The organism is Citrobacter sp. B72 (assembly GCF_016894305.1).
GTDB lineage: Bacteria > Pseudomonadota > Gammaproteobacteria > Enterobacterales > Enterobacteriaceae > Citrobacter > Citrobacter portucalensis.
This window is the reverse complement of the sequence record NZ_CP069801.1, coordinates 3,319,339-3,341,037: the sequence shown is the minus strand read 5'-3', so window position 1 is coordinate 3,341,037 and position 21,699 is coordinate 3,319,339. Positions and strand designations below refer to the sequence as shown.

20 protein-coding genes and 1 pseudogene are annotated in these 21,699 nt (G+C 51.9%); 4 read left to right on the top strand and 17 right to left on the bottom strand.

Annotated features, from left to right (window positions below; genetic code table 11):
* The first annotated feature begins 58 nt into the window (after positions 1–58).
* Positions 59–1,225, top strand: a complete 1,167-nt coding sequence (sucC, locus tag JQN59_RS16005; RefSeq protein ID WP_003022927.1) for an ADP-forming succinate--CoA ligase subunit beta — start codon at positions 59–61, stop codon at positions 1,223–1,225.
* The gene (gene sucD / locus JQN59_RS16000; protein WP_003022929.1) at positions 1,225–2,094 is read left to right on the top strand and encodes a succinate--CoA ligase subunit alpha; all 870 of its coding nucleotides are present in this window, start codon (positions 1,225–1,227) and stop codon (positions 2,092–2,094) included. The genes sucC and sucD overlap by 1 nt, the downstream gene beginning before the upstream one ends.
* A gap of 97 nt (positions 2,095–2,191) precedes the next feature.
* Here the strand turns inward: sucD and JQN59_RS15995 are convergent, their stop codons facing one another.
* From JQN59_RS15995 to otnK, 8 genes are read right to left on the bottom strand one after another with little or no spacing between them, the layout of a single operon-like run.
* Entirely contained in the window at positions 2,192–2,845 is a 654-nt protein-coding gene (locus JQN59_RS15995; RefSeq protein ID WP_149608211.1) for an aspartate/glutamate racemase family protein, read from the bottom strand.
* Positions 2,842–3,261: a GlcG/HbpS family heme-binding protein gene (locus tag JQN59_RS15990; RefSeq protein ID WP_048235851.1), complete on the bottom strand. Its 420-nt coding sequence runs from the start codon at positions 3,259–3,261 to the stop codon at positions 2,842–2,844. Before JQN59_RS15990 ends, JQN59_RS15995 begins: the two co-directional genes overlap by 4 nt.
* Positions 3,262–3,266: 5 nt before the next feature.
* Entirely contained in the window at positions 3,267–4,613 is a 1,347-nt protein-coding gene (locus JQN59_RS15985) for a bile acid:sodium symporter family protein (protein WP_020996543.1), read from the bottom strand.
* Positions 4,614–4,634: 21 nt separating this feature from the next.
* Positions 4,635–5,447 carry a 3-keto-5-aminohexanoate cleavage protein gene (locus JQN59_RS15980; RefSeq protein ID WP_008784143.1) on the bottom strand — a complete coding sequence of 271 codons (813 nt, stop codon included), beginning with the start codon at positions 5,445–5,447 and terminating at the stop codon, positions 4,635–4,637.
* Between the two features lie 34 nt (positions 5,448–5,481).
* Positions 5,482–6,258, bottom strand: a complete 777-nt coding sequence (locus JQN59_RS15975) for a hydroxypyruvate isomerase family protein (protein WP_149608210.1) — start codon at positions 6,256–6,258, stop codon at positions 5,482–5,484.
* Positions 6,239–7,048 carry a DeoR/GlpR family DNA-binding transcription regulator gene (locus tag JQN59_RS15970; protein WP_188110117.1) on the bottom strand — a complete coding sequence of 270 codons (810 nt, stop codon included), beginning with the start codon at positions 7,046–7,048 and terminating at the stop codon, positions 6,239–6,241. The genes JQN59_RS15975 and JQN59_RS15970 overlap by 20 nt, the downstream gene beginning before the upstream one ends.
* Positions 7,049–7,054: 6 nt before the next feature.
* Complete coding sequence (otnC, locus tag JQN59_RS15965; RefSeq protein WP_008784146.1) at positions 7,055–7,699, bottom strand: 3-oxo-tetronate 4-phosphate decarboxylase; 645 nt, start codon at positions 7,697–7,699, stop codon at positions 7,055–7,057.
* The gene (otnK, locus tag JQN59_RS15960; RefSeq protein WP_149608209.1) at positions 7,696–8,952 is read right to left on the bottom strand and encodes a 3-oxo-tetronate kinase; all 1,257 of its coding nucleotides are present in this window, start codon (positions 8,950–8,952) and stop codon (positions 7,696–7,698) included. The genes otnC and otnK overlap by 4 nt, the downstream gene beginning before the upstream one ends.
* A 372-nt stretch (positions 8,953–9,324) precedes the next feature.
* On the opposite strand from otnK, the gene JQN59_RS15955 reads away from it, so the two are divergent.
* Positions 9,325–10,218 (top strand): PocR ligand-binding domain-containing protein, encoded by an 894-nt coding sequence (locus JQN59_RS15955; RefSeq protein ID WP_048226070.1) that lies wholly within the window; start codon positions 9,325–9,327, stop codon positions 10,216–10,218.
* Here JQN59_RS15955 and cobA read toward each other — a convergent pair.
* Positions 10,197–10,985 carry a uroporphyrinogen-III C-methyltransferase gene (gene cobA, locus JQN59_RS15950; protein ID WP_003831416.1) on the bottom strand — a complete coding sequence of 263 codons (789 nt, stop codon included), beginning with the start codon at positions 10,983–10,985 and terminating at the stop codon, positions 10,197–10,199. The genes JQN59_RS15955 and cobA overlap by 22 nt on opposite strands.
* A gap of 405 nt (positions 10,986–11,390) precedes the next feature.
* Here cobA and JQN59_RS15945 point away from each other — a divergent pair, with 405 nt between their 5' ends.
* A complete protein-coding gene (locus JQN59_RS15945) occupies positions 11,391–12,293 on the top strand; it encodes a LysR substrate-binding domain-containing protein (RefSeq protein WP_003022936.1) in 903 nt (300 codons plus the stop codon).
* Between the two features lie 81 nt (positions 12,294–12,374).
* Here JQN59_RS15945 and cobO read toward each other — a convergent pair whose 3' ends face one another.
* The 8 genes and pseudogenes from cobO to JQN59_RS15905 form a co-directional block, all read right to left on the bottom strand.
* Positions 12,375–12,977 carry a cob(I)yrinic acid a,c-diamide adenosyltransferase gene (gene cobO / locus JQN59_RS15940; RefSeq protein ID WP_003022939.1) on the bottom strand — a complete coding sequence of 201 codons (603 nt, stop codon included), beginning with the start codon at positions 12,975–12,977 and terminating at the stop codon, positions 12,375–12,377.
* A 9-nt stretch (positions 12,978–12,986) separates the two neighbouring features.
* The gene (locus tag JQN59_RS15935; protein ID WP_128316869.1) at positions 12,987–14,639 is read right to left on the bottom strand and encodes a class I fumarate hydratase; all 1,653 of its coding nucleotides are present in this window, start codon (positions 14,637–14,639) and stop codon (positions 12,987–12,989) included.
* Positions 14,640–14,748: 109 nt separating this feature from the next.
* Entirely contained in the window at positions 14,749–15,750 is a 1,002-nt protein-coding gene (glsA, locus tag JQN59_RS15930) for a glutaminase A (RefSeq protein WP_032942734.1), read from the bottom strand.
* Positions 15,751–15,869: 119 nt separating this feature from the next.
* Positions 15,870–17,151, bottom strand: a pseudogene (locus JQN59_RS15925) (dicarboxylate/amino acid:cation symporter); the annotation flags it as partial.
* Positions 17,152–17,320: 169 nt separating this feature from the next.
* Positions 17,321–17,638 (bottom strand): DUF4387 domain-containing protein, encoded by a 318-nt coding sequence (locus tag JQN59_RS15920; protein WP_003831425.1) that lies wholly within the window; start codon positions 17,636–17,638, stop codon positions 17,321–17,323.
* Positions 17,635–19,005, bottom strand: a complete 1,371-nt coding sequence (locus JQN59_RS15915; RefSeq protein WP_149608208.1) for an acyclic terpene utilization AtuA family protein — start codon at positions 19,003–19,005, stop codon at positions 17,635–17,637. The genes JQN59_RS15920 and JQN59_RS15915 overlap by 4 nt, the downstream gene beginning before the upstream one ends.
* Before the next feature lie 3 nt (positions 19,006–19,008).
* Positions 19,009–20,250, bottom strand: a complete 1,242-nt coding sequence (locus tag JQN59_RS15910) for a methylaspartate ammonia-lyase (protein WP_149608207.1) — start codon at positions 20,248–20,250, stop codon at positions 19,009–19,011.
* Positions 20,250–21,695, bottom strand: coding sequence for a methylaspartate mutase subunit E (locus JQN59_RS15905; RefSeq protein ID WP_003831428.1), 1,446 nt, complete (start codon positions 21,693–21,695; stop codon positions 20,250–20,252). Before JQN59_RS15905 ends, JQN59_RS15910 begins: the two co-directional genes overlap by 1 nt.
* Positions 21,696–21,699: the final 4 nt, after the last annotated feature.

Here is a 21,699-nt window from a genome sequence, read left to right as displayed (position 1 = left end):
GACGCTTATCAGACCTACGGGTAAAAGATAACGATTACCTGAAGGATGGACAGAACACATGAACTTACATGAATATCAGGCAAAACAACTTTTTGCCCGCTATGGCTTACCGGCACCGGTGGGTTATGCCTGTACTACTCCGCGTGAAGCCGAAGAAGCTGCATCTAAAATCGGCGCTGGCCCGTGGGTAGTGAAATGTCAGGTTCACGCTGGTGGCCGTGGTAAAGCGGGCGGTGTGAAGGTGGTAAACAGCAAAGAAGACATTCGCGCTTTTGCTGAACACTGGCTGGGTAAACGTCTGGTCACTTACCAGACAGATGCTCATGGCCAACCGGTAAATCAGATTCTGGTTGAAGCCGCGACCGACATTGGTAAAGAACTTTACCTCGGCGCAGTTGTTGACCGTAGCTCCCGTCGCGTGGTCTTCATGGCCTCTACCGAAGGCGGCGTGGAAATCGAAAAAGTAGCGGAAGAAACCCCGCACCTGATCCACAAAGTGGCGCTCGATCCGCTGGCAGGTCCGATGCCTTACCAGGGCCGTGAGCTGGCGTTCAAACTGGGTCTGGAAGGTAAACAGGTTCAGCAGTTCACCAAGATCTTCATGGGTCTGGCGACTATCTTCCTGGAGCGCGATCTGGCGCTGATCGAAATCAACCCGCTGGTGGTGACCAAGCAGGGTGACCTGATCTGCCTCGACGGCAAACTGGGCGCTGACGGCAACGCACTGTTCCGCCAGGCTGACCTGCGCGAAATGCGCGACCAGTCTCAGGAAGATCCGCGTGAAGCGCAGGCTGCACAGTGGGAACTGAACTACGTCGCACTGGACGGTAACATCGGTTGTATGGTTAACGGTGCGGGCCTGGCAATGGGCACCATGGACATCGTTAAGCTGCACGGCGGCGAACCGGCTAACTTCCTCGACGTTGGCGGCGGTGCGACCAAAGAGCGTGTAACCGAAGCGTTCAAAATTATCCTCTCTGATGACAATGTTAAAGCCGTACTGGTTAACATCTTCGGCGGTATCGTACGTTGCGATCTGATCGCTGACGGTATCATCGGCGCGGTAGCAGAAGTAGGTGTAAACGTTCCGGTCGTGGTACGTCTGGAAGGTAACAACGCTGAACTCGGCGCGAAAAAACTGGCTGATAGCGGCCTGAATATTATTGCAGCGAAAAGTCTGACGGATGCAGCTCAGCAGGTTGTTGCCGCAGTGGAGGGGAAATAATGTCAGTTTTAATTAATAAAGATACCAAGGTTATCTGCCAGGGCTTCACCGGTAGCCAGGGGACATTCCACTCCGAACAAGCGATCGCTTACGGTACGCAAATGGTCGGTGGCGTTACGCCGGGCAAAGGCGGCACCACGCATCTGGGTCTGCCAGTGTTCAACACCGTACGTGAAGCGGTAGAAGCGACCGGCGCAACCGCCACCGTTATCTATGTTCCGGCCCCGTTCTGCAAAGATTCCATTCTGGAAGCAATCGATGCAGGCATCAAGCTTATCATCACCATCACCGAAGGTATCCCAACGCTGGATATGCTGACCGTGAAAGTGAAGCTGGATGAAGCAGGCGTACGCATGATCGGCCCGAACTGCCCAGGCGTTATCACTCCGGGTGAATGTAAAATCGGTATCATGCCGGGCCACATTCACAAACCGGGTAAAGTGGGTATCGTTTCCCGTTCAGGTACCCTGACCTATGAAGCGGTTAAGCAGACCACCGACTATGGTTTCGGCCAGTCTACCTGTGTGGGCATCGGTGGCGACCCGATCCCAGGCTCTAACTTCATCGACATCCTGAAGCTGTTCCAGGAAGATCCGCAGACTGAAGCGATCGTCATGATCGGTGAGATCGGCGGTAGCGCGGAAGAAGAAGCGGCTGCTTACATCAAAGATCATGTAACCAAGCCGGTTGTGGGTTACATCGCGGGCGTGACTGCGCCGAAAGGTAAGCGTATGGGTCACGCGGGTGCGATCATCGCAGGTGGTAAAGGTACAGCGGATGAGAAATTCGCTGCGCTGGAAGCTGCAGGCGTGAAAACTGTTCGTAGCCTGGCCGATATCGGCGAAGCGCTGAAAACCGTTATTAAGTAAGAAATAAAAAAACAGCCCTGACTCTCTGCATAGTCAAGGGCTGGTCCCATTTCGACATGGTTGGCCATCTGATGATGGCCTTTTTTTTGCCGGGAATTTAGCGTTCAGCCAGCGTTTTCAACCAGCGAATTCCGCTTTCCGGTGAGGTCATTACCGGCACCGGCGGGGAAGGGAGCTGTTGTAAAACGCGCGCCATCGAAGCCTGCGCCAGCATCACGACATCCGCGTGGGTAAAGGCGCTCTGTAACCCTTCACTGACGATACGGTCATGGGTATCCATATCTCCCGCCAGCAGCGCGTGGAATGCATCCTCCATTAATACAGGCGTAATGGTTCGTGATTTACCGCTTTGCTGAACTTTACGCTGGACGTAATCCAGCGTTGGCTTCAGCGTGGTTGCCACCGTTGCCAACACGGCGATCCGCTCGCCTTTTCCAATCGCCTCTTCCACCATCGCGCAGTCAATGCGCGCGAGCTGGAGTGGAGTCATAAACTGGCATTGCTCCACCGCAGTACCAATTGAAGAGCAGGCGGTAATAAAGATATCGCATTCCGCCTTTTCAGCAATATGCACATAGTCGGCGATGCGGGCGGCAATATTTGGTGATACGCCTCCGGCTTTCATCACCTGTTTAATCATCGACTCCTCGACCAGATGCATCACTTCCACTTCCGGCATAATGTCGGCGATCAGCTGTTGCATCATTGCAAGGGTGGCTGCACTGGTATGCAGCATGGCGACCTTTTTCATTGGGCAATCTCCTTAAGTAATATTTCTGCGACGGACAGCGCCGCATCATGATCTTCCTGCGCGGATAAACCGCCCACCGCGACGGCTCCAAGGCATTTCCCCTGGTGCAGAATTGGGATCCCGCCCGGCAGCGCCGTAAAACGCGGATCGGCAAAATAGCTAATATCCAGCTGCTCTTTTTGCAGACGCTGTAAAAATGCCTGCGTGGTGCAGCCCAGGCGGCTGCTGGTGCGCGCTTTGCGCTGGGTTAACTCGATGGTTAACAGTTTGGCGTTATCCATCCGCGCAAAGCTGAGCAGTTCTCCATTGGCATCGCATACGGCCACGCTTAACGGGCGATTTGCATAACGTGTTTCGGCGAGTTCGAGCGCACAGGTTACGGCGCGCAGGGCGTGTCCCAGAGTGAGAGTTGTCATCGTGATTATCCTTTCGACAGATTTTCGCAAGCAGGTTGAACGGGATCTTTGGCTGCTGCTACCTGCGCCTGTCTGGCGTCTTTTTTGCGCCAGTAGTTAGCGAGCAGCGAGCCGCTAACGTTACCCAGCGGTGTCATCACCGCTGATGCGAGTCCAACCGTTGCCAGTTTGCCCATCGCGGCGGCAAGCCCTGACGCCATACCGCCGTTTTGCAGGCCGACTTCAAAGGCCACGGTACGGGCAGACTGCACGTCCATGCGGAAGATCCAGCGGCTCATCAGATAACCAATCAGGAAGCCACCGAGGTTATGCATCAACATGGCGAAGCAGAGCAGGAAACCGACCTGCACCAGGTTGTCGCGCCCGGCGGCGGCGGCGGTGGTGGTAAAGAAAATGATCCCCATCATTGAGATGGTTGGCATGACCTTCTTCACGCCCGCCACGCGGCCATACAGCCAGTTGTAGAACAATGCCCAAACGAGGCCGCCTGCTACGAAGTTGAGGACCACCGCGTACATCTGCGCTTCGGCGCTGGCATGACCAAACAGCGCGTCCCAGCCGCCGGCAATCATATACAGCAGCCAAATTGCGCCGATCCCGGCCAGCATCTGGACAACACGGCGTCCGCGCACGCCTGCATAGGTTTTCAGATAGTCATGCAGAATTGCTGCGCCGATGGGAATTAATACGATTTTCACCACGTCCATCACCATCGCGGTGAGCTGGATATCGATCATCGAACCCGCCAGCAGATTAACCCACAGTGGCGTCATTACCGTTGCCGCCAGCGTTGAGACTGCGGCGATTGACACTGCCAGCGCGAGGTTGGCGTTGGCGATGTAAACCATCACCGTCGACGAGAGACCGCTGGGGCAAGCGCCAATCAACAAAATACCCACCGCCACTTCAGGCGGAAAATCAAAGATCAGGGTAATGCTCAGGCCGAGCAGGGGCATGATCACGAAATGGCAGAAGGTACCGATAAAAACTGCCCACGGCATTTTGGCGACATCAATAAAATCCTGGATCGTTAGCTTGGTGCCCATGCTGAACATGGTGGCCTGAATCACAAGGAACACGATCCATTTATGGGTGATATTGAAACCGCCCCAGACGATCAGATCCGTAGACCAGGTCATGGCGGCAACAAAACCAGCGATGATCCACAGCGTAAACTGATAGCTGCGTAAACCAGGCCAGTAGCCTGCACCGGCGGCGAATCCGACGGTGAACATCACCAGCCCCGGCTGCCACAGCGCCGTGGACTGGATGAGCGCGCCGATAATCGCCAGCACCACGCCCGCAACGCTGACGCCGAGTCCGGTTTTGTGAATAACAGTGGTCATAGTCATGTTGAAATGTCCTTGCTGTTGTTATTGCTGCCGGGGTGGAATAGATAACATGCGCCGCGCAATTTCCGGCGTAGCAACTTTTTTATCCATACTGCGAATGAGCGTAGCGAGTTTGGCTACCTGCTGATAATTATGCTGCGCTTTTTCTTCGGCGCTTAAATAATAACTATCTTCATAGCCGATTCGCACTTCACTGGCACCCATAGCGACCGCGGCAGCGATAATATCGAAATTCCTTCTGCCAAAATGAGTAATTCCCCATAAGGCGTCGCGTGGGATCATGCTACGCAGAGCAATTAATGCATCAACGGTTGCAGGCGTACTGCCACGGTGACCGAGAACAATATTAAAGAGCATAGGTTTTTGAAATTTTATTTTATCTTCAAGGTTCAGGATGTTATTAATCATGCCGATTTCAAAAACTTCAAACTCTGGAATAATATTGCGTTCAGTTATTTGCCGTGAACAATATTCCACGTCCGGACCGGGATTAAAATACACCGCATCACCGAGGTTAACGGAACCGACGTTCAGCGAGGCCATCTCCACGCCGGGGCAGGCTAGTGGCGCGCAGCGCTCGGCGATGGACATCGAAGAGACGCCGCCGGTAGAAGCCTGAATAATCAGGTTTGAATGGCGCATAACGCGGTCAATTGTTGCCTGAAAGTCGGTAGTATCTGGCGTCAGGCGTCCCTGTTTATCGCGAACGTGTAAATGGACGATGGACGCGCCATGTTCTACGCTGGCGAGTATTTCCTGCGCCAGTTCTTCGGGTATAACTCTGGGGCAATCCGCGGCAACGGGTGCCAGCGAAATAATAACAGTATCCGACATTTTTTCCTCCGGTACAGAGATAGAGATATTAAAATTATAGGTAAGGCGTTATCCAGCGTAATGATTCCGGCCCTGATGTTGACGGTTGATATTCACAGCCAATCCAGTCCTGGTAATTCATTTTTCTTATAAAATTAAATAGCCATGCTTCATTTAACTCCCCGGTTCCCGGTTCATGGCGATAAGGAACAGAAGCGATTTGAAAATGTTTAATAAGGGTAAAATAGCGTTCGATATTTTTCGCCACGTTGCCATGAGTTTTCTGACAGTGGTAAATATCAAACTGTAAGCCGATATTCTTCTTACCAACCTCGTGAATGATAGATTCAGCCAGCGGGAAACTGTCAATAAAATAACCGGGCATATCCTGCGAATTTAATGGTTCAATCAGTACATCGATTTCCGCGTCTGCCATCACATCGCAGGCGATGCGCAGTCGATTCGTCAGGAGGTCGCGCTGGGCGTGCAGCGTCAGGTCATTGCAGCGCAAGCCGGACATAACGTGAACCCGGCGACAGCCCAGCGCCGTGGCGTAATCTCGCGCCACGTTCAGGCTGTGATGAAATTCCTGGTCTCGACCGGGCAATGCAGTGAGTCCCCGTTCACCCTGTGCCCAGTTGCCAGCCGGGGCGTTCATTAGCACCACCGGCAGAGAAGTTTCCCGCTGAGCGGCCCGCAAATGCTCCAGCGGGTGCTGCCAGAGAAACAGCCCTTCTACGCCGCGAAAACCGGCTGCTTTTGCCGCCTGAAATCGACCCTCTATCGGTAAATCAGTAAATAACCAGTCGAGGTTAGCCGCTAACTTCAGCATGGCGTGCACCCTCCCGGCCATCAACCAGATGCAGCTTAACGTCCTGGCTGGCAATAGTCTGCTGCGCATTTTCCGGTAACCGGTTATCAGAAATAATGTCGGTTAACTGCTCCAGCCCACAGATGTGGAACATGCCGTATTTGCCAAACTTACTGCTGTCGCAGACCAGCACCCGACGCCGGGAGACGGTGAGTACCGCTTCTTTGACCGAGGCTTTCCCTTCACTCGGTGTCGACATGCCGCGCTCGGTATCCCACGACGATGAACTGAGAAACGCCACATCAATATTAATGGTGCGCAGAAAACTGGCGGCGCTTTTGCCAAGACATGAGCGGTTACGCTGATCCACCAGACCGCCGGTGTGATAGAGCGTAATGTGTGGCATATCCATCAGATAGTGGCTGATGGAAAAATCGTTGGTGACGACCGTCAGATTGAAACAGTGGCTGGCGGCCACCGCTTTCGCCACTTCAAACAACGACGTTCCGGCATCCAGATACAGCGTTTGTCCGGGCTCAATGAGCATTGCGGCGAGCTGGCCCATTTTGCGCTTCACATCATGATTCAACTCGGCTTTTTCCCGCCACGGCAGTTCGGATTTCAGCAGGTTATTGAGCTTCACGCCGCCGTTAATGGCGATAACTTTGCCTTCTTCTTCCAGCAACTGAATGTCGCGACGTACGGTCATATGCGACACGCTCATTAGATCTGCCAGTTCATTAAATGAGGCGGCATTTTTTTCGTGCACGTAGCGGTAGATAAAATCACGTCGTTGCTCGGGGATCATCATGTCACCTCACGCTTGCCGGGAATGTTCAAGTTCGGCCACCGCCTCTTCTGAGAGCGGAACATAGCCGAGCGGTTTTAATGTCAGCCAGATGCGGGCGCTGTCTTCCAGTTCCTCGGCGTTAAACACCGCCTCACGCAGCGAGCGACCGCTTACTACCGGCCCGTGATTGGCCAGCAACGCAGCCGTATGATCTGCCGCGATTTCACTCAATGCGCTGGCAATGCCTTCATGACCGGGCTTGAAATAAGGCAGCAGCGGTAGCTGTCCGACGCGCATCACATAGTATGGCGTTAGTGGCGGTAGACAGTTTTCTGGTGTGGAGCAAGGCAGACAGGAGAGCGCGGTCAGCCATGGAGAATGCAGGTGCACAACCGCGCCGCAGGATGGCCGATGCCGATACCACGCCAAATGCATGGGCACCTCTTTTGACGGTTTGTCGCCGCTAAGATGCACGCCGTTGGCATCCAGCCTACTTAGCGTGGCAGGATCAAGCTCACCCAGGCAGGAGTTGGTCGGGGTCACCAGATAGCCGCCATCCGGCAATTTGACGCTGAGGTTGCCGGAGCCGCCGCTGCTGTAACCACGCATAAACAAGGAACGGCCATAGTGGACGAGTAGTTCGCGTAGTTGGTGTTCACTCACCGGATTCATAATGCGTACTCCTGGGCTGTAAAAAAGAAATCTTCGTCACCAAAGTTGCCTGACTTCAGCGCCAGCGCCAGACCGGAGGAAAATACCCACGGCACGCCAGGCGCAATGGCTTTGCCAACGGACAGACGCTTCACCTGCAGTGCCTCTACCACGGTGCCGGATGTTTCTCCGCCTGCGACGATAAAGGTGTTTACACCTGCAACTTGTAGCTTTGCGCTCAGTCGGGAAAAAGCGTGTTCGATCGCCTGGCTGGCAGTCTGTTCGCCGTACTCTTGTTGAATGAGTTGGAGTACGTCTGGCGGCTGGGTGGCGTATATCATCGGCGCGAATGGGTCGTTGATATGCGTCATCGCCCAGGCACACAGTTCATCAGTGTAGCGTTCTGTATCAGACAGGCAGCGGGCCACGTCGAGTACACGAGAGGCTGCTGCGGCCTTATAGCGATTGACCTGACGATTACTCATTGCAGAACAGCTACCGGAGAACACCACCGTGTTAGCGGGTAGTGGAAAAGCGTCCGGCGGCATGGTTTGCTGAGTTCCTGTGCAGGCGGCCAGTGCGCCACCGAGCCCGGAGCCCCCGGCTAACAGAGGGCTGGCATGGAGTGCCTGCGCCAGCGTGGTGAGATCTGCTTCATCCAGCGTATCGACGATAACGTGACGCGTACCTTCAGCCTGAAGTTGGGCCAGAGCGTCAGTGACCGCTTCCACACCTTGACGCAGCGTCGTGAGGTTGATGCAACCAACCTTGCCTGGCGTTTGCGCGCTCAACAGGCGCGGCAGGCTGGCATCGGTCATAGGATTAAGCGGATGCTTTTCCATCCCGGATTCGTTAAGCAGTACGCCGTTTACAAAAAGATGGCCATGCACCACCGTGCGCCCGTTTTGCGGCAGGGCGGGGCAGTGGACGATCACGGGTGTACGCAGGTCGTTCATCAACGCATCGCTGACCGGTCCAATATTGCCTGTTGGCGTGGAGTCGAACGTCGAACAATATTTAAAATAGATCTGGCGGACACCTGCCTTTTGTTTCAGCCAGCGGGCACAGGACAGAGATTGTGCGATGGCCTGTGCTGCGGGTAATGAGCGGCTTTTCAGCGAGATGACGATAGCGTCAACCTCTTCATTCCACCATTGAGTGGTATCAGGCATTCCGGGCAGGAGTGCAACGCGCCACCCCTGCTGCGCCATAAAGCTTGCAATGTCCGTTGCGCCGGTGAAATCGTCGGCGATAACGCCTGTGGTGACGGCCATGGATCAACTCCGTTCAGATTGTTTGCTAATTGAACATATTATTCAGGAGGGACTTTCACATTCACATGATGATTATCACAAATAAGCACATCATTGATTCACAGTAAAAATGAGTAATCTATTGAAAATAATGGATAAAGATGTTTGGTGTTGCGAAAAGAGTCTCACAAGAGAGTGTGAAGATTCGTTAATCTTTGAGAAAGCGAAGTCAGTAGTATGCAGCGGAGTATTATCGAGGTCGCTTTAACTCTCTTGCCAATTGATCATAATCATCTGCATAAATGAGATTATTTTTTGCGGTGAGCATCATTCTTTCTCTTGATTAATTTCTGCATATTACCGGCTTTAATTTCATTAATGCCGGAGGATACCGTGTCGTTGAAAATCCAGGATGATTATCTACAACGTTTTTTCTCGATAGCAAAAGTATTCTCCAGTGCGACTGGATTAGCCACGGTTGTGGTTGATGTTAACGGAAAAACTCTCTCGGATTGCCATAACTTTAATTCGTTCTGCACATTAATGCGGGCGGATGAACGATATTGTACGAGTTGTCAAAAGTGTGAAAAATATTGTGCTTTTGAAGGGTTAAAACACCTTAAACCCAGAATACTCAGCTGCCACGCAGGGCTAAGTCTGTTTTCTATGCCATTAATTCGCGATGGGCATCTGTACGGTTTTATGCTCTGTGGGCAGGTGCGGGCAAAATATCAGGAATATAAAACTATCGTTATTGATAATGAATGCTCATGGATGGATGAACCAAAAATAAAAGCTGAATGGAGTCAGGTGGCGGTAGTCGATAATAATACACTGGTGGCATCAGCTAATTTATTAAATTTTATTGTTGATAATTTTGAGACAGAACAGCAACAACCTGATGAGTTTGTTATCCCGCCGACCAGTTACATGCGTCATTATTTTACAGAGCCTTCCCGACACGAGAAAAAGCTTCTGGCAGCGTTGCGTTATATTGATGAGAATTTATATAGTGAATTATCACTGGAATCCGTAGCAGCTCACGTTTGCTTAAGCGCAAACTATTTCAGCCGTTTTTTTAAGAAACGACAGGGCGTTAACTTTAAAACCTGGGTGAATCAGAAAAAAATGCAAAAAGCGGGGGAGTTATTGCACGATCCCGTTCATTCAATAGACAGCATTGCCCGGAAACTCCAATACGCACAAACCAGTTACTTTTGCCGCGTTTTCCGGGCGGCGCATCAAACGTCGCCCCAGTCTTTTCGTCATGCCAGACTGTCGCAGTAAAGGTTTTCTGGCAGCGTAATGGCTTCAGGGATAAAAGAGAGCCGATCACTCAGGGTTACCACATCACCAATCACTATCAGCGCAGGGGGGAGAATGTTAGCTTCTTGCGCCTTGCTCAGTAGTGAACCGAGCGTACAGGTCAGTCGGCGTTGGTTATCCCGGGTGGCGGACATAATTAGCGCTGCAGGCGTATCTGCTGATTTTCCACCCATCAATAATTCCTCACAGATAAACGCCAGATTGGCGATACCCATGACGATAACCAGCGTACCATTCAGTTTGGCCAGCTGACGCCAGTCCTGCTGTTGGTTGCCCTCCCGCGTATGACCGGTTACCACGTGAAATCCCGAGGCGAAATCGCGGTGTGTTACCGGAATCCCGGCATAGGTCAGGCCACCAATGGTTGAGCTGATACCCGGCACGACTTCAAACGGGATGCCCGTCTCGACGAGATCCTCAACTTCTTCAGCCCCACGTCCAAAAACATACGGATCGCCGCCTTTCAGACGCACAATATTATTGTGCGTTTGGGCATACTGGACAAGCAGTGCATTGATTTCATCCTGCGGTACACAATGGAAACCTGGGTTTTTGCCGACATTGATAAGAAGACAATCAGGTAATGCCCATTCCAAAATTTTAGGATTGACCAGCCGATCGTAAATAATGACATCAGCCTGTTTAATGCACATCATTGCTTTGAGGGTAAGTAATGAAATATCACCGGGACCTGCACCAACGAGCCAGACCTTTCCGAAAGTTTTCACATTGTGTCCTTTATCACATCGATCAAAAAAAGGCAGAAACTACATCAAGGAATGATAAAAAGCAGTCGTTTGCCCGTAAGTTATAACGTGAAATTATCCAAAATTATCGCACTGATAATATTGATTAATCTCGCAAAGTTTTTTCTGCAATAAACAAGATAACTTGAAAAATTATTAAGAACTTATTGGCACCATTTGCTTAGGTTTAACCTTATTTAAATTGTGTTTATTGCTGCTCTTGAGTATTATTGGTTAATATTTATCCGCCATCAGTGTGAGTAAATCATGGATTGGATCAATGACATTAATGGATGAAATAAAATATAACTCTCGGTGCTTATCTGGGTAGCTTGAATTATTTTTTATAAATTAAACTATTTTTGTACGCTGCATATGGAAGAGGTTATGAGAGGAAAAATACCCAAGACGGAGTTGCTGGTAACTTTTGAAGTTGTTGCGCGTCACGAAAGTTATACTCGGGCAGCTGAAGAGCTGGCTTTAACACAAAGTGCTGTTTTCCGCCAGGTAAATGCACTGGAGGATTTTCTCAATACCGCGCTATTTAATCATGCCAAAAAACGCATTTTTTTAAATGCGGCCGGTAAACACTATTTAAGTATCGTTAAAGAAACGTTAAATAAACTTGAACGAGATACGACGACGATAATGACCTGGCAGCCGACGGTACAGGTTATTGAGCTGGCGGTGAATCCGACGTTCAGCACGCACTGGCTGATCCCAAACCTGCGTGAATTTAACAAACTTAATCCTGATATTATCGTGAACATTCATTCCCTGGCGAATATTGGTGATTTTCTCAATCGAGAGTATGACGCGGCAATCATGCGCGAAGACTTTTATTCTCCATGGTCAGGGGTTGAGTACCTGTTTGAAGAGGAAATTCTGCCGGTTTGCAGCCGCTGTTTGCTGGCCGAACCGGAACGAAAACTGGCGGTGAACGAATTACTAAACGAATTTCCGCTCTTGCACCAAAGCACGCGCATCAAAGGGTGGCAGGAGTGGTTTGCGCTGTCAGATGTCAGCAGTCCGCTGGTGAATAAAGGTCCGAGATTTGATTTGTTATCGATGCTGATCGCGGCGGTCCGCTCTAATCTGGGCGTTGCGCTGCTCCCACGTTTTGCCATTCAGCACGATCTGGACAGCGGTGATATGGTCATTCCTTGCGATGTTCCAATGCGTACCGGGAATCGATTTATTATGACGTGGCGTGAAGAGAAATCGGAATCCGAGCATTTACAGATTTTCCGTAACTGGTTGCTCAGTAAGTCCGTGGTATCGGCTGCCTGAGGATGGCTTGCGCCTTATCAGGCCTACAACGATGGGTAGGCCGGATAAGACGCGTTAGCATCGTTATCCGGCAAAAAACGGCTACCAGTCGATCCCAATCTGTGCCTGAATACCGCGGTCAAACGCGTGTTTGACCGGGCGAATTTCACTGACCGTATCGGCCAGTTCCAGCAACAGTGTGTGGCATCCGCGTCCTGTTACGATAACGCTCTGACCGGCAGGGCGATTTTCGATGGCGCTGATAACCTCCTGGGTATCCAGATAGTGGTAAGCAAGCATGTAGGTGAGTTCATCCAGCACCACTAGATCGTAATGCGCATCAGCCAGCATGCGCTTACTTTCCTGCCAGACAACCGTTGCCGCCTCGATATCCGCTTGCCGGTTTTGGGTTTCCCAGGTAAACCCGGTGCCCATAATATGGAATTCAACGCCGAGTGGTTGCAGGGTGTTGTACTCGCCATTATCCCACTGACCTTTAATAAACTGCGCGATGCCAACGGTTTTTCCGTGACCCACTGCGCGCGTTGCTGTGCCAAAGGCTGCGGTGGATTTTCCTTTTCCGTTGCCGGTGAAGACAATCAGGATCCCTTTCTTCTCCGTTGCCGCCGCTACGCGGGTATCAACCTGCTCTTTCAGCTTCTGCTGACGCTGACGGTGTCTGTCGTTATTGGCGCGCGCTTCCATGGAAACTCCTTAATGCCCTGCCGGACAGGTTGCGCAGCGATGCTGCTGCTCAAACTGACTAAAGAAGTTATTACCTTTGTCGTCGACTAACACGAAGGCCGGCATATTTTTAACTTCCATCATCCATACGGCTTCCATTCCCAGTTCGGGATATTCAAGGCACTGCAGGCTTTTCACGTACTGCTGCGCCAGCAGGGCTGCTGCACCGCCAATGCTGCCGAGGCTAAATCCACCGTGTTTGTGACAGGCATCAGTGACCTGCTGGCTACGGTTACCCTTGGTGAGCATAATGAGGCTGCCACCTTGTGCCTGGAAAGCATCGACATACCCATCCATGCGCCCGCCGGTGGTGGGCCCCATTGAGCCACAAGCCTGATTTTCCGGGGTTTTGGCGGGACCCGCGTAGTAAACGATATGCTTTTTCATGTATTCCGGCATCGGTTCGCCGTTATCCAGTCGCGCTTTGATGTTCGCGTGGGCGATATCGCGAGCGACAACAATCGGGCCGCTTAACGACAGGCGTGTACCAATGGGCAGAGCGGAAAGGTCATGCAGGATGTCGCGCAGCGGACGGTTCAGATCCAGTTGTACGGTCTGAGCGCCGTTTTCTATCCGGTGAGAATCAGGAATGAATTTGCCTGGATTATGCTCGAGTTTCTCCAGCCAGATACCGTGTTTATTAATTTTGGCCTTAATGTTACGGTCGGCAGAGCAGGAGAGGGCCATCGCGATTGGGCAGGAGCCGCCGTGACGCGGCAGGCGAATCACGCGGATATCGTGGGCAAAGTATTTGCCGCCAAACTGTGCCCCGATGCCAAACTCGCGGCTGGCATTGAGCAACTCGGCTTCCAGCGCCGTATCACGGAACGCCTGGCCCAGCTCGTTCCCGCTGGTGGGTAGATTATCGTAATATTTGGTTGAAGCCAGTTTGGCGGCTTTCAGCGCCTGGTCGGCGGATAAGCCCCCAACCACAAAAGCGATGTGATACGGCGGACAAGCGGCTGTACCCAGTGATTTCATTTTTTCGATCAGGAACGCAGTGAGTTTTTCCGGCTGTAGAATGGATTTGGTTTCCTGGTACAGCGCCGCTTTGTTAGCTGAGCCGCCACCTTTATTGACGAACAGGAAACGGTATTCGTTACCTGGGGTGGCGCTAATATCGATTTGTGCGGGCAGGTTGGTCTGGGTATTGACCTCGGTATACATATCCAGCGGGGCATTTTGTGAGTAACGCAGGTTGTTTTCGGTAAAGGTGGAATACACGCCTTTGCTTAATGCTTCTGCGTCATCGCCGCCGGTCCAGACATGTTGTCCTTTGCTGGCCACAATGGTTGCCGTCCCGGTATCCTGGCAGTTGGGCAGAACGCCTTTAGCTGAAACCTCTGCATTGCGCAGCAGCTGCAATGCGACGTACTTATCGTTACTGCTGGCCTGTGGGTCGTGCAAAATGCTGGCAATCTGTTTTAAATGTCCGGCGCGCAGGAAAAATGAAGCCTCATAAAACGCCTGCTGTGCTAACAAGGTTAACGCTTCCGGTGCAACCTTGATCACTTCCTCTCCGTCTAACTCCGTTACCGTAACGTGCTGGTTACTAAGTAATTCATACTCGGTACTATCTTTACTCTGAACAAAGAGTTCCTGCCAGACAAATGGTTTAGACATGTTTACTTCTCACCTCTTCGTGTTGTTTACCGAATGGCGCTTCGCTTATCCGGCCTACGATTAACGCATTGATGTAGGTCGGATAAGCGAAGCGCCATCCGGCGTAAAGTTATTTGGCTAAAAAGACATTGGCTTTTGTCGCTTCGGCGACATATTCGATAGTTTTCTGGGCACGAACGCTGTTTCCGGCTTCATCAAGCGGCGGAGAATAGACCGCAATCGCATATTCACCTGGGACAACGGCAACCATGCCGCCGCCGACGCCGCTTTTCGCCGGGATGCCAACGGTGTACAGCCATTTACCGCTACCGTCGTAAAGCCCGGCAATTGCCATTTCTGCCAGCACCTGCGGAACATATTTCTCATTCAGCAACTGTTTACCGTTGAACGGAGATTTGCCTTTGTTCGCGAGTACGGCACCCATTTTGGCCAGTTGCTCAACGGTGATATCCACCGAGCACTGGCGGGTATAAATTTCAACGGCTTCGTCAGTGTTGCCATAGAAGCTGTTATAGGATTCCATCAGCTTGGCCAGCGCCTGATTGTGCTGGTTGGTTTCCATTTCAGATTTGAAAACCGGTTCGTTCACGGTGAGAGTGGCATCGGCCCAGACGTTCAGGTTGTCGAGGATTTTGTTCCAACGATCGGTTTTGTCTTTGGCTTCGATCAGGCTAACGGTGCTCATGGCCCCGGCGTTTACCAGAGGGTTTTCAGGCGCGCCTTTGGTCAGTTCAACGGCTAAACCTGAGTTGAATGGCATACCGGTGGCATTGGCGCCAAGTTTATCCAGCACTACCTGAGGACCGTGCTGCTCCATGGCGAGCGCCATGGTGAACACTTTACTCAGGGATTCCATTGGGAAAGGTTTGTTAACATCGCCAACCTGGTAGATCTTGCCGTCCACCGTCGCAATGGTGATGGCAAAATTTTTCGGGCTATAGGTCGCCAGAGCAGGGATGTAGTCGGCGACTTTTCCATCGTTGTTACTTTTGTACTTCTGATGAGCCTGTTCTATCAGCTTGGCGTAGTCGGGCGTGGTTTGCGCGAATGTGGTTGCGCTAAACAAGACGCTGAAAGAAAAGAGACTCACGCCGAGAATTGTTTTATTCATTATGCATTCCTGTTGGTGTTGTTGGGAAAACTATCCTGTAGGCCGGATAGGGCGTTCACGACGCCATCCGGCCTACGATTAGTTGTTGTTCTATTGTCAGGACAAAGCGATTTCCGTTTCGGTAACCGGACGTTCCTGCTCCGGGGACTTCACTGGTGCAGAGCCACGGCAACCCTGGCCGAAGTGTTCACCTTCCCAACGGCTGACAATGGCTGCTCCCATGGCGTTACTCATAACGTTCGTGGCGGAACGCCCCATATCGAGGAACGGATCGACACCCATCAGCAGAATCAGACCTGCTTCTGGAATGTTGAACTGGTTCAGGGTTGCAGCGATAACCACCATTGATGCGCGCGGTACGCCTGCCATTCCTTTCGAGGTGAGCATCAGGATCAACAGCATGGTGATTTGCTCGCCCATGCTCAGTTCGATGTTGCACGCCTGGGCAATAAAGACGGTGGCAAATGAGCAATAAGCCATGGAACCGACCAGGTTAAAGGAATAACCGATAGGCAGAACGAAGCTGGCAATTTTTGACGAAACACCGAATTTTTCCAGCTTGTCCAGCGTACCCGGGAAGGCGGCTTCAGAGCTTGAAGTGGTAAAGGCCAGCAGAGCGGGTTCGAGGATTGATTTCGTTAAACGCGCGATGCAAGGCCCGACGATCATCGTAGACAGGCCAATCAGGATCGCCCACAGCATACCCAGCGTCAGGTAGAACTCACCCATGAAGATCCCGGCGCTAACCATCACACCCAGACCACGTTCGGCAATCAGACCTGAAATAGCGGCAAAAACGGTCAATGGTGCAAACAGCATGACGTAACCCGTCAGCTTCAGCATGACGTGCACCAGTGAATCCAGCACTTTCACGATAGGATCGGCTTTTTCACCAATCGCAGCGAGGCTGCAACCGAGGAAGATTGAGAACACGACGATCTGCAGAATTTCGTTACGCGCCATCGCATCGACAATACTGGTCGGTACCGCGTGTGAGATGAATACTTTCAGCGTGAATGGCTCTGACTTAACGGCGGCAACGGCTCCGACGTCATGTGGCACAAAGTTGATACCTGCGCCTGGCTGGAAGATATTAACGATAACCAGACCCAGTGCAATTGACACCAGAGAGGCGCAAATAAACAGGAAGAAGGTTTTCGAAAATATACGTCCCAGCGTTTTGGCATCGCCCATTTTGGCAATACCTACAACCAGAGTTGAAATAACCAATGGAGCGATAATCATTTTCACCATACGTAAGAATATGGTGGTGAAAATGGAAATATCTGCTGCATAAGATTTTGCTGTTTCAGCCGCGGCCATATTATTTATGGCCACCCCGGCAATCATGCCGAGTATCAGGCCTAATATGATCATCTTCGTTAAACTAATTTTCTTCATGTGTACTCCATCGGATAAAGGCTGGTAATTGGAATTGTGTAGGGTGGCGTGCGCCTGAACCTGGACAGCAGCTCAGACGCACGCCTGTTGTGACCAACCGCATGAATAATTCGAAGCACTGTGATACAGCTGAATTCTGTGCTCCAATGGTTGTTATTGTGTTTTTTTGTTACAAGTCGAACTCAATACTTAATAATGGAGCGTGTTGCTGCGCACCATAAACATCATTGTCACCGACGTTGCCGGAAATAATATCTCGTGGCATGACGATTTTTACGGCATTCGCTGGATCGAACCAGACGATATTGTGAATAAATTCAGGCTCAACATTATATAAACCGGCAATAAGCTGCGGTGTTAATTGCTCGCAGGCTTTTACCCGCTGATAGTCTTCCCTTGTTTTAAATAAAATATCTAAAACCAGTTCGTACGGTCCGGCGTTTTTGGAACGAATTACTTGCGCCAGTGAACAAATTGAGTGTTTCATGCCTGAACTCCTTCTGGCGTCACCTGTTCAATGTGGAAATCAAAACGCAGCGCATCGCTCGCTTCAATCAGGTGATAGATCGAGAACTCATACACCGGTCCACTCTGAATATCAGATGGCGAGAACGGGAAGGCGAGGTTGCCCGCAGTCGCAATACGATTTTCATAGCCGTAGTGCAGCAGGGTAGAGCGCACCAGCGAGCAAACGCTGTTGGCGATATCCTGCGTTGGCGCAACGACATCCAGTAGAATTCCCAGTTCATGGCCCGCAGTTTTCATCGGCTCATGGTTGCCCATCACACCGTTCTTACCGTAAAGGTGGAACGTCATGCGGATACTGTCGTCATTCAGCGAGAGGTTACGTGCCACGCTTGCCTGTACCTCTTCAAGAATCGTGTCAATCCCGGCAATCATAATAGGGTCACGTGTTCCGGCGATGGTCAGGCAACGGAAGCCAACCTGGCGTGCACCTTCCAGTTTCAACGCATACGGTGTTTCTTCATGGCGTGAACCGCTGACATACACTTCACCCTCGTTAACCTGGGTGAAAGTGCATGCCTTCAGGTTCAGCACACCGCCTGGCCCTGGCAGGAAGTACGGATCTGACTTCTCGTACAGGGTGTGCGCTGCTGCGGAAGTCTCGGTGAACTTACGCTTGGGATTGAACGCCTTCAGCGTAAAGCCGTTATCGTCAATGATTCCCATCGCACAATCTGAGCCGGAGCCAGGGGTGGCGGCAATGGCTGCACACTCAAGGATCTTACCGCAATGAAGCGCCAGACCTTCATCAAAGTCCTGCATAATCGGCAGCGCGGCGAAGCAGGCCGGATCGTAGGCACGTCCGCCCAGGACCACCTGCGCACCGGCTTTCAGCGCACGCTGGAAAGGCTCGACGCCCATCTGCGCGACAATGTAGGTGCTCTCTTCAATGGCCTCGTGAGTCAGTTCAGGCACAAAATCGAGCGCGGTGATTTTGCCGTTATCCAGCGCCTGATGAACGATTTCTTTGTCGACATCAGACGGAATCAGCGCCATTGAGAAAGACAGTTTTTCTTCCTGCGCGATCTCATGGATTATCTGACGACACCACTCCAGATGCGGAGCTGCACCAGAACCACCGGCTGTGCCGATCACGACAGGGATGTTGTTCTTAACGCCTGCCACAATCATATAGCGCAGATCGCGTTTCACACCGGCCCTGTCAGTAAAGGGTTTACCTGCCCCCAGGTAGTGAGGGCCAGGATCGGAGGAACCTGCGTCAACAGCAATAAGATCCGGTGACTCTTCCATGGCTTTACGAAAACTTTCTTCCGGGAAGCCATAACCCAGGATAGCCGTAGGCGATAAGATCTTAAATGTGCGTGCCATCTCTTAATCCTTAGTTTGCAACAGCGCGATGGTGCGGTTCATTTCGTTAAACACGATGTTGAGACCTTCATCGAAACCCATACCCGGTTTGATCAGCATGCGCATTGGACGCGCGGCCAGCGCGACGTGTACGCAGGTACGAGCACTGATTTCCGTTTCGTTACAGGTACCGCCCTGATAGGCTTCCATTCCGTGTTTGTTGCAATACAGCACTGCATCAACGATGTTGTGAATGCCGCCCAAGTCCGGGGTTTTAATCTGCACCATGTGGCAGCTGCCCGCGTCGGTGAAGTCCACGATGTCCTGATAGGTGTTACACCATTCATCCGCAACGATTTTCACGCCGGAACCTAGGCGAGTCAGCTCCTGAGTGATCTCGGTTAACATGCGGATCTGATCCGGCTTGTTACCGGCATCAACCGGACCTTCAATGTACAGCGGCAGGCCTTGCGCTTCGGCTTCCAGGCTGGCGATGTATTCGGCGCAACGCACTGGATCCATATCGAAGATCAGACCGATGGTGCCGTAGACATCAATGTGCAGCGTCGGGTGATAGCTTTCGTTGGTGCGCAGGCTCAGGATGCGGTTAGACAACCAGCGGACGTACTCACGCAGTTTTTCACCTTTAAAGCCCAGCTTCTCTTCAACGTTATTGATCAGCGCATGCGGCAGGACATCCACACCTTTGAGGATCATCTTGTCGACGGCGATATAACGGTCGTCGCCGCTCTGACCAAATAACGGAATGGCTTCCGGGACACATGGCAGTTGCCATTCATCACAAACCACTTCGGCTTTCAGACGACCGGTAGCCAGTGCCGCCGCGTCGAGCAGCGCCTGAGACAGACCATAACGTACGGCGGTATGCAGCAGATGGCCGTCAATACGCAGTTCGTCAAAGAAACGGGCGTTGGTCAGGAACGCATCAACGTCACGGCCTTCCAGTAACGGCTTGATGTGGTCGTTGAGGAACGGAATGAAGTTTTCAGCCAGGAACAGTGGGTCACGACCGCCTGCACCTGAATATTGCACCGCTGCGCAATCGCCCACAGCTACCGCACCGTTTTCCAGAATCAGCTGTACGGAAACACATTCACCCGCCTGACGAACAGACGTAAATCCAGGCGTTACCGGATCGCCGGTATAGATAAACCCGTCATGACCGGCGCCGTTTTTGATGGCCTGCTGATCGTCAAAATAAAATGAGGAGTAGCCAGCTGTGAAAAGGGCCTGTTTAATTTTCATTATGGTCTTCCTATTAATTTACTGTGGGATACGGCGTTGATGTCATCAATGACCATCTGGAAAGAAGGCTTGCGACCTTCGAAATGTGCGCGCTCTGCAACGTAGTCGTGGTGCAGGGCGAGAATATCTTTCGGCAGCGGCACGGCACCGGCTTCAAGAATACGGATTGCGCCTGTGTTATCGCGAACAGGCAGGATCTTACCGGCGTTACAGGCGGCAGGAGCGAAAGGCACATCCAGCACGCCAGCTTCAAAGGCCAGCACCGTACCGCGCGCAATGTCGCCATTGCCCAGTTCGAAGACTTTCTTCAATACCGCGCGGACTTCGCTCTTAATCAGGTCAACTTCCTGCTCCACGGCAGCGCACTGCGGGAATTTCTGATCGCTGACCATGTTGAGCATCTGGCGTGACGCTTTCAGACCCTGGGCGTTAGCTGCCGCGGTTGGGATACCGAATGCTTCGTGCGGACTTTTGGTAATGACTTTTGTGGCACCAGACATACCGGCAACCGCTGCGCCCCAGGCGATAACGGAGAAGGCTTTTGCTTCATCTTCCGGGAATCCGCCCATCCACTGGTGGAAAACGGTGCTCAGCTCGTAATCGTCGAAGCCATGGTTATGGAAGTATTCGTGGGACAGTTCACGCAGTGCCTGAATAGCAGCGATATCCTGTGTCAGGCTACCGACCTGGCCGTAACCGACGGTAATAGACTTCACGCCCTGCTCCAGCGCCAGCAGACCTTCGATAATCGCGACTGAGTGGGACATGAACGGCGGGATTAGCGTGCCGGTCAGCGGACCAAACGGTTCACGGTTGATGCGAATGCCGTTCTCTTCGTACAGACCCATCAGACGGTCACAGTACTGCCAGTCGCGGATGGATTTTTCCAGGGTGACGCGTTTGGCGTAAGGGATGTTGTAGGAGATACCGCCGCCTTCGTAGCTGGTAAAGCCACTGGCCATGGCGATTTCTGCCAGCAGACGCGCATCCGGTGTACCGTGGCGAACCTGGATCGGTTTATCCAATGATTCAGTCATACGACGGCAGGCAGCAACCCCGTGATTGACGACCGGTAAACCATTCAGCTTGGAAGTACCTGCTTCGATGGATTTTTGGATCCCGACAGCGGCTTCTTCATAGCGGTTCAGACGGGTATAGGCATCGATAGTACTTGGCAGGAGGTCGCACTCTTCCTGCAATGTTTTGAGCAGCGCAATATGCTCATCCATTAATGCCACACCTGCGCGCGGCTGGCTCAGAGTTTTACCTTCCTGATCGGCCTTCAGCAGGGCGAGGGAGAAACGCTTTTTCTCTGGAATTGATTGCTGGTACTTCACGCCATCTTCGAAGTTCTCAACGTCTTTGCCGGTTTCCCAGGTTTGTAACACCTGATGCCTTTCGGTCATGAATTCGTCGTGGGTCAATTTTTTATTTCGAAGTTCCATTCGT

What these genes read in the sequence shown, in the direction of transcription:
- JQN59_RS15945 (WP_003022936.1), top strand. Translation starts at nt 11,391, where the DNA reads ATGAGAGGAAAAATACCCAAGACGGAGTTGCTGGTAACTTTTGAAGTT.
- JQN59_RS15980 (WP_008784143.1), bottom strand. Translation starts at nt 5,447, where the DNA reads ATGTCGGATACTGTTATTATTTCGCTGGCACCCGTTGCCGCGGATTGC.
- JQN59_RS15970 (WP_188110117.1), bottom strand. Translation starts at nt 7,048, where the DNA reads ATGATGATCCCCGAGCAACGACGTGATTTTATCTACCGCTACGTGCAC.
- otnK (WP_149608209.1), bottom strand. Translation starts at nt 8,952, where the DNA reads ATGGCCGTCACCACAGGCGTTATCGCCGACGATTTCACCGGCGCAACG.
- JQN59_RS15985 (WP_020996543.1), bottom strand. Translation starts at nt 4,613, where the DNA reads ATGACTATGACCACTGTTATTCACAAAACCGGACTCGGCGTCAGCGTT.
- JQN59_RS15920 (WP_003831425.1), bottom strand. Translation starts at nt 17,638, where the DNA reads ATGAAACACTCAATTTGTTCACTGGCGCAAGTAATTCGTTCCAAAAAC.
- cobO (WP_003022939.1), bottom strand. Translation starts at nt 12,977, where the DNA reads ATGGAAGCGCGCGCCAATAACGACAGACACCGTCAGCGTCAGCAGAAG.
- sucD (WP_003022929.1), top strand. Translation starts at nt 1,225, where the DNA reads ATGTCAGTTTTAATTAATAAAGATACCAAGGTTATCTGCCAGGGCTTC.
- JQN59_RS15990 (WP_048235851.1), bottom strand. Translation starts at nt 3,261, where the DNA reads ATGACAACTCTCACTCTGGGACACGCCCTGCGCGCCGTAACCTGTGCG.
- otnC (WP_008784146.1), bottom strand. Translation starts at nt 7,699, where the DNA reads ATGAATCCGGTGAGTGAACACCAACTACGCGAACTACTCGTCCACTAT.
- JQN59_RS15915 (WP_149608208.1), bottom strand. Translation starts at nt 19,005, where the DNA reads ATGGCACGCACATTTAAGATCTTATCGCCTACGGCTATCCTGGGTTAT.
- JQN59_RS15905 (WP_003831428.1), bottom strand. Translation starts at nt 21,695, where the DNA reads ATGGAACTTCGAAATAAAAAATTGACCCACGACGAATTCATGACCGAA.
- glsA (WP_032942734.1), bottom strand. Translation starts at nt 15,750, where the DNA reads ATGAATAAAACAATTCTCGGCGTGAGTCTCTTTTCTTTCAGCGTCTTG.
- JQN59_RS15975 (WP_149608210.1), bottom strand. Translation starts at nt 6,258, where the DNA reads ATGCTGAAGTTAGCGGCTAACCTCGACTGGTTATTTACTGATTTACCG.
- sucC (WP_003022927.1), top strand. Translation starts at nt 59, where the DNA reads ATGAACTTACATGAATATCAGGCAAAACAACTTTTTGCCCGCTATGGC.
- JQN59_RS15910 (WP_149608207.1), bottom strand. Translation starts at nt 20,250, where the DNA reads ATGAAAATTAAACAGGCCCTTTTCACAGCTGGCTACTCCTCATTTTAT.
- JQN59_RS15935 (WP_128316869.1), bottom strand. Translation starts at nt 14,639, where the DNA reads ATGTCTAAACCATTTGTCTGGCAGGAACTCTTTGTTCAGAGTAAAGAT.
- JQN59_RS15995 (WP_149608211.1), bottom strand. Translation starts at nt 2,845, where the DNA reads ATGAAAAAGGTCGCCATGCTGCATACCAGTGCAGCCACCCTTGCAATG.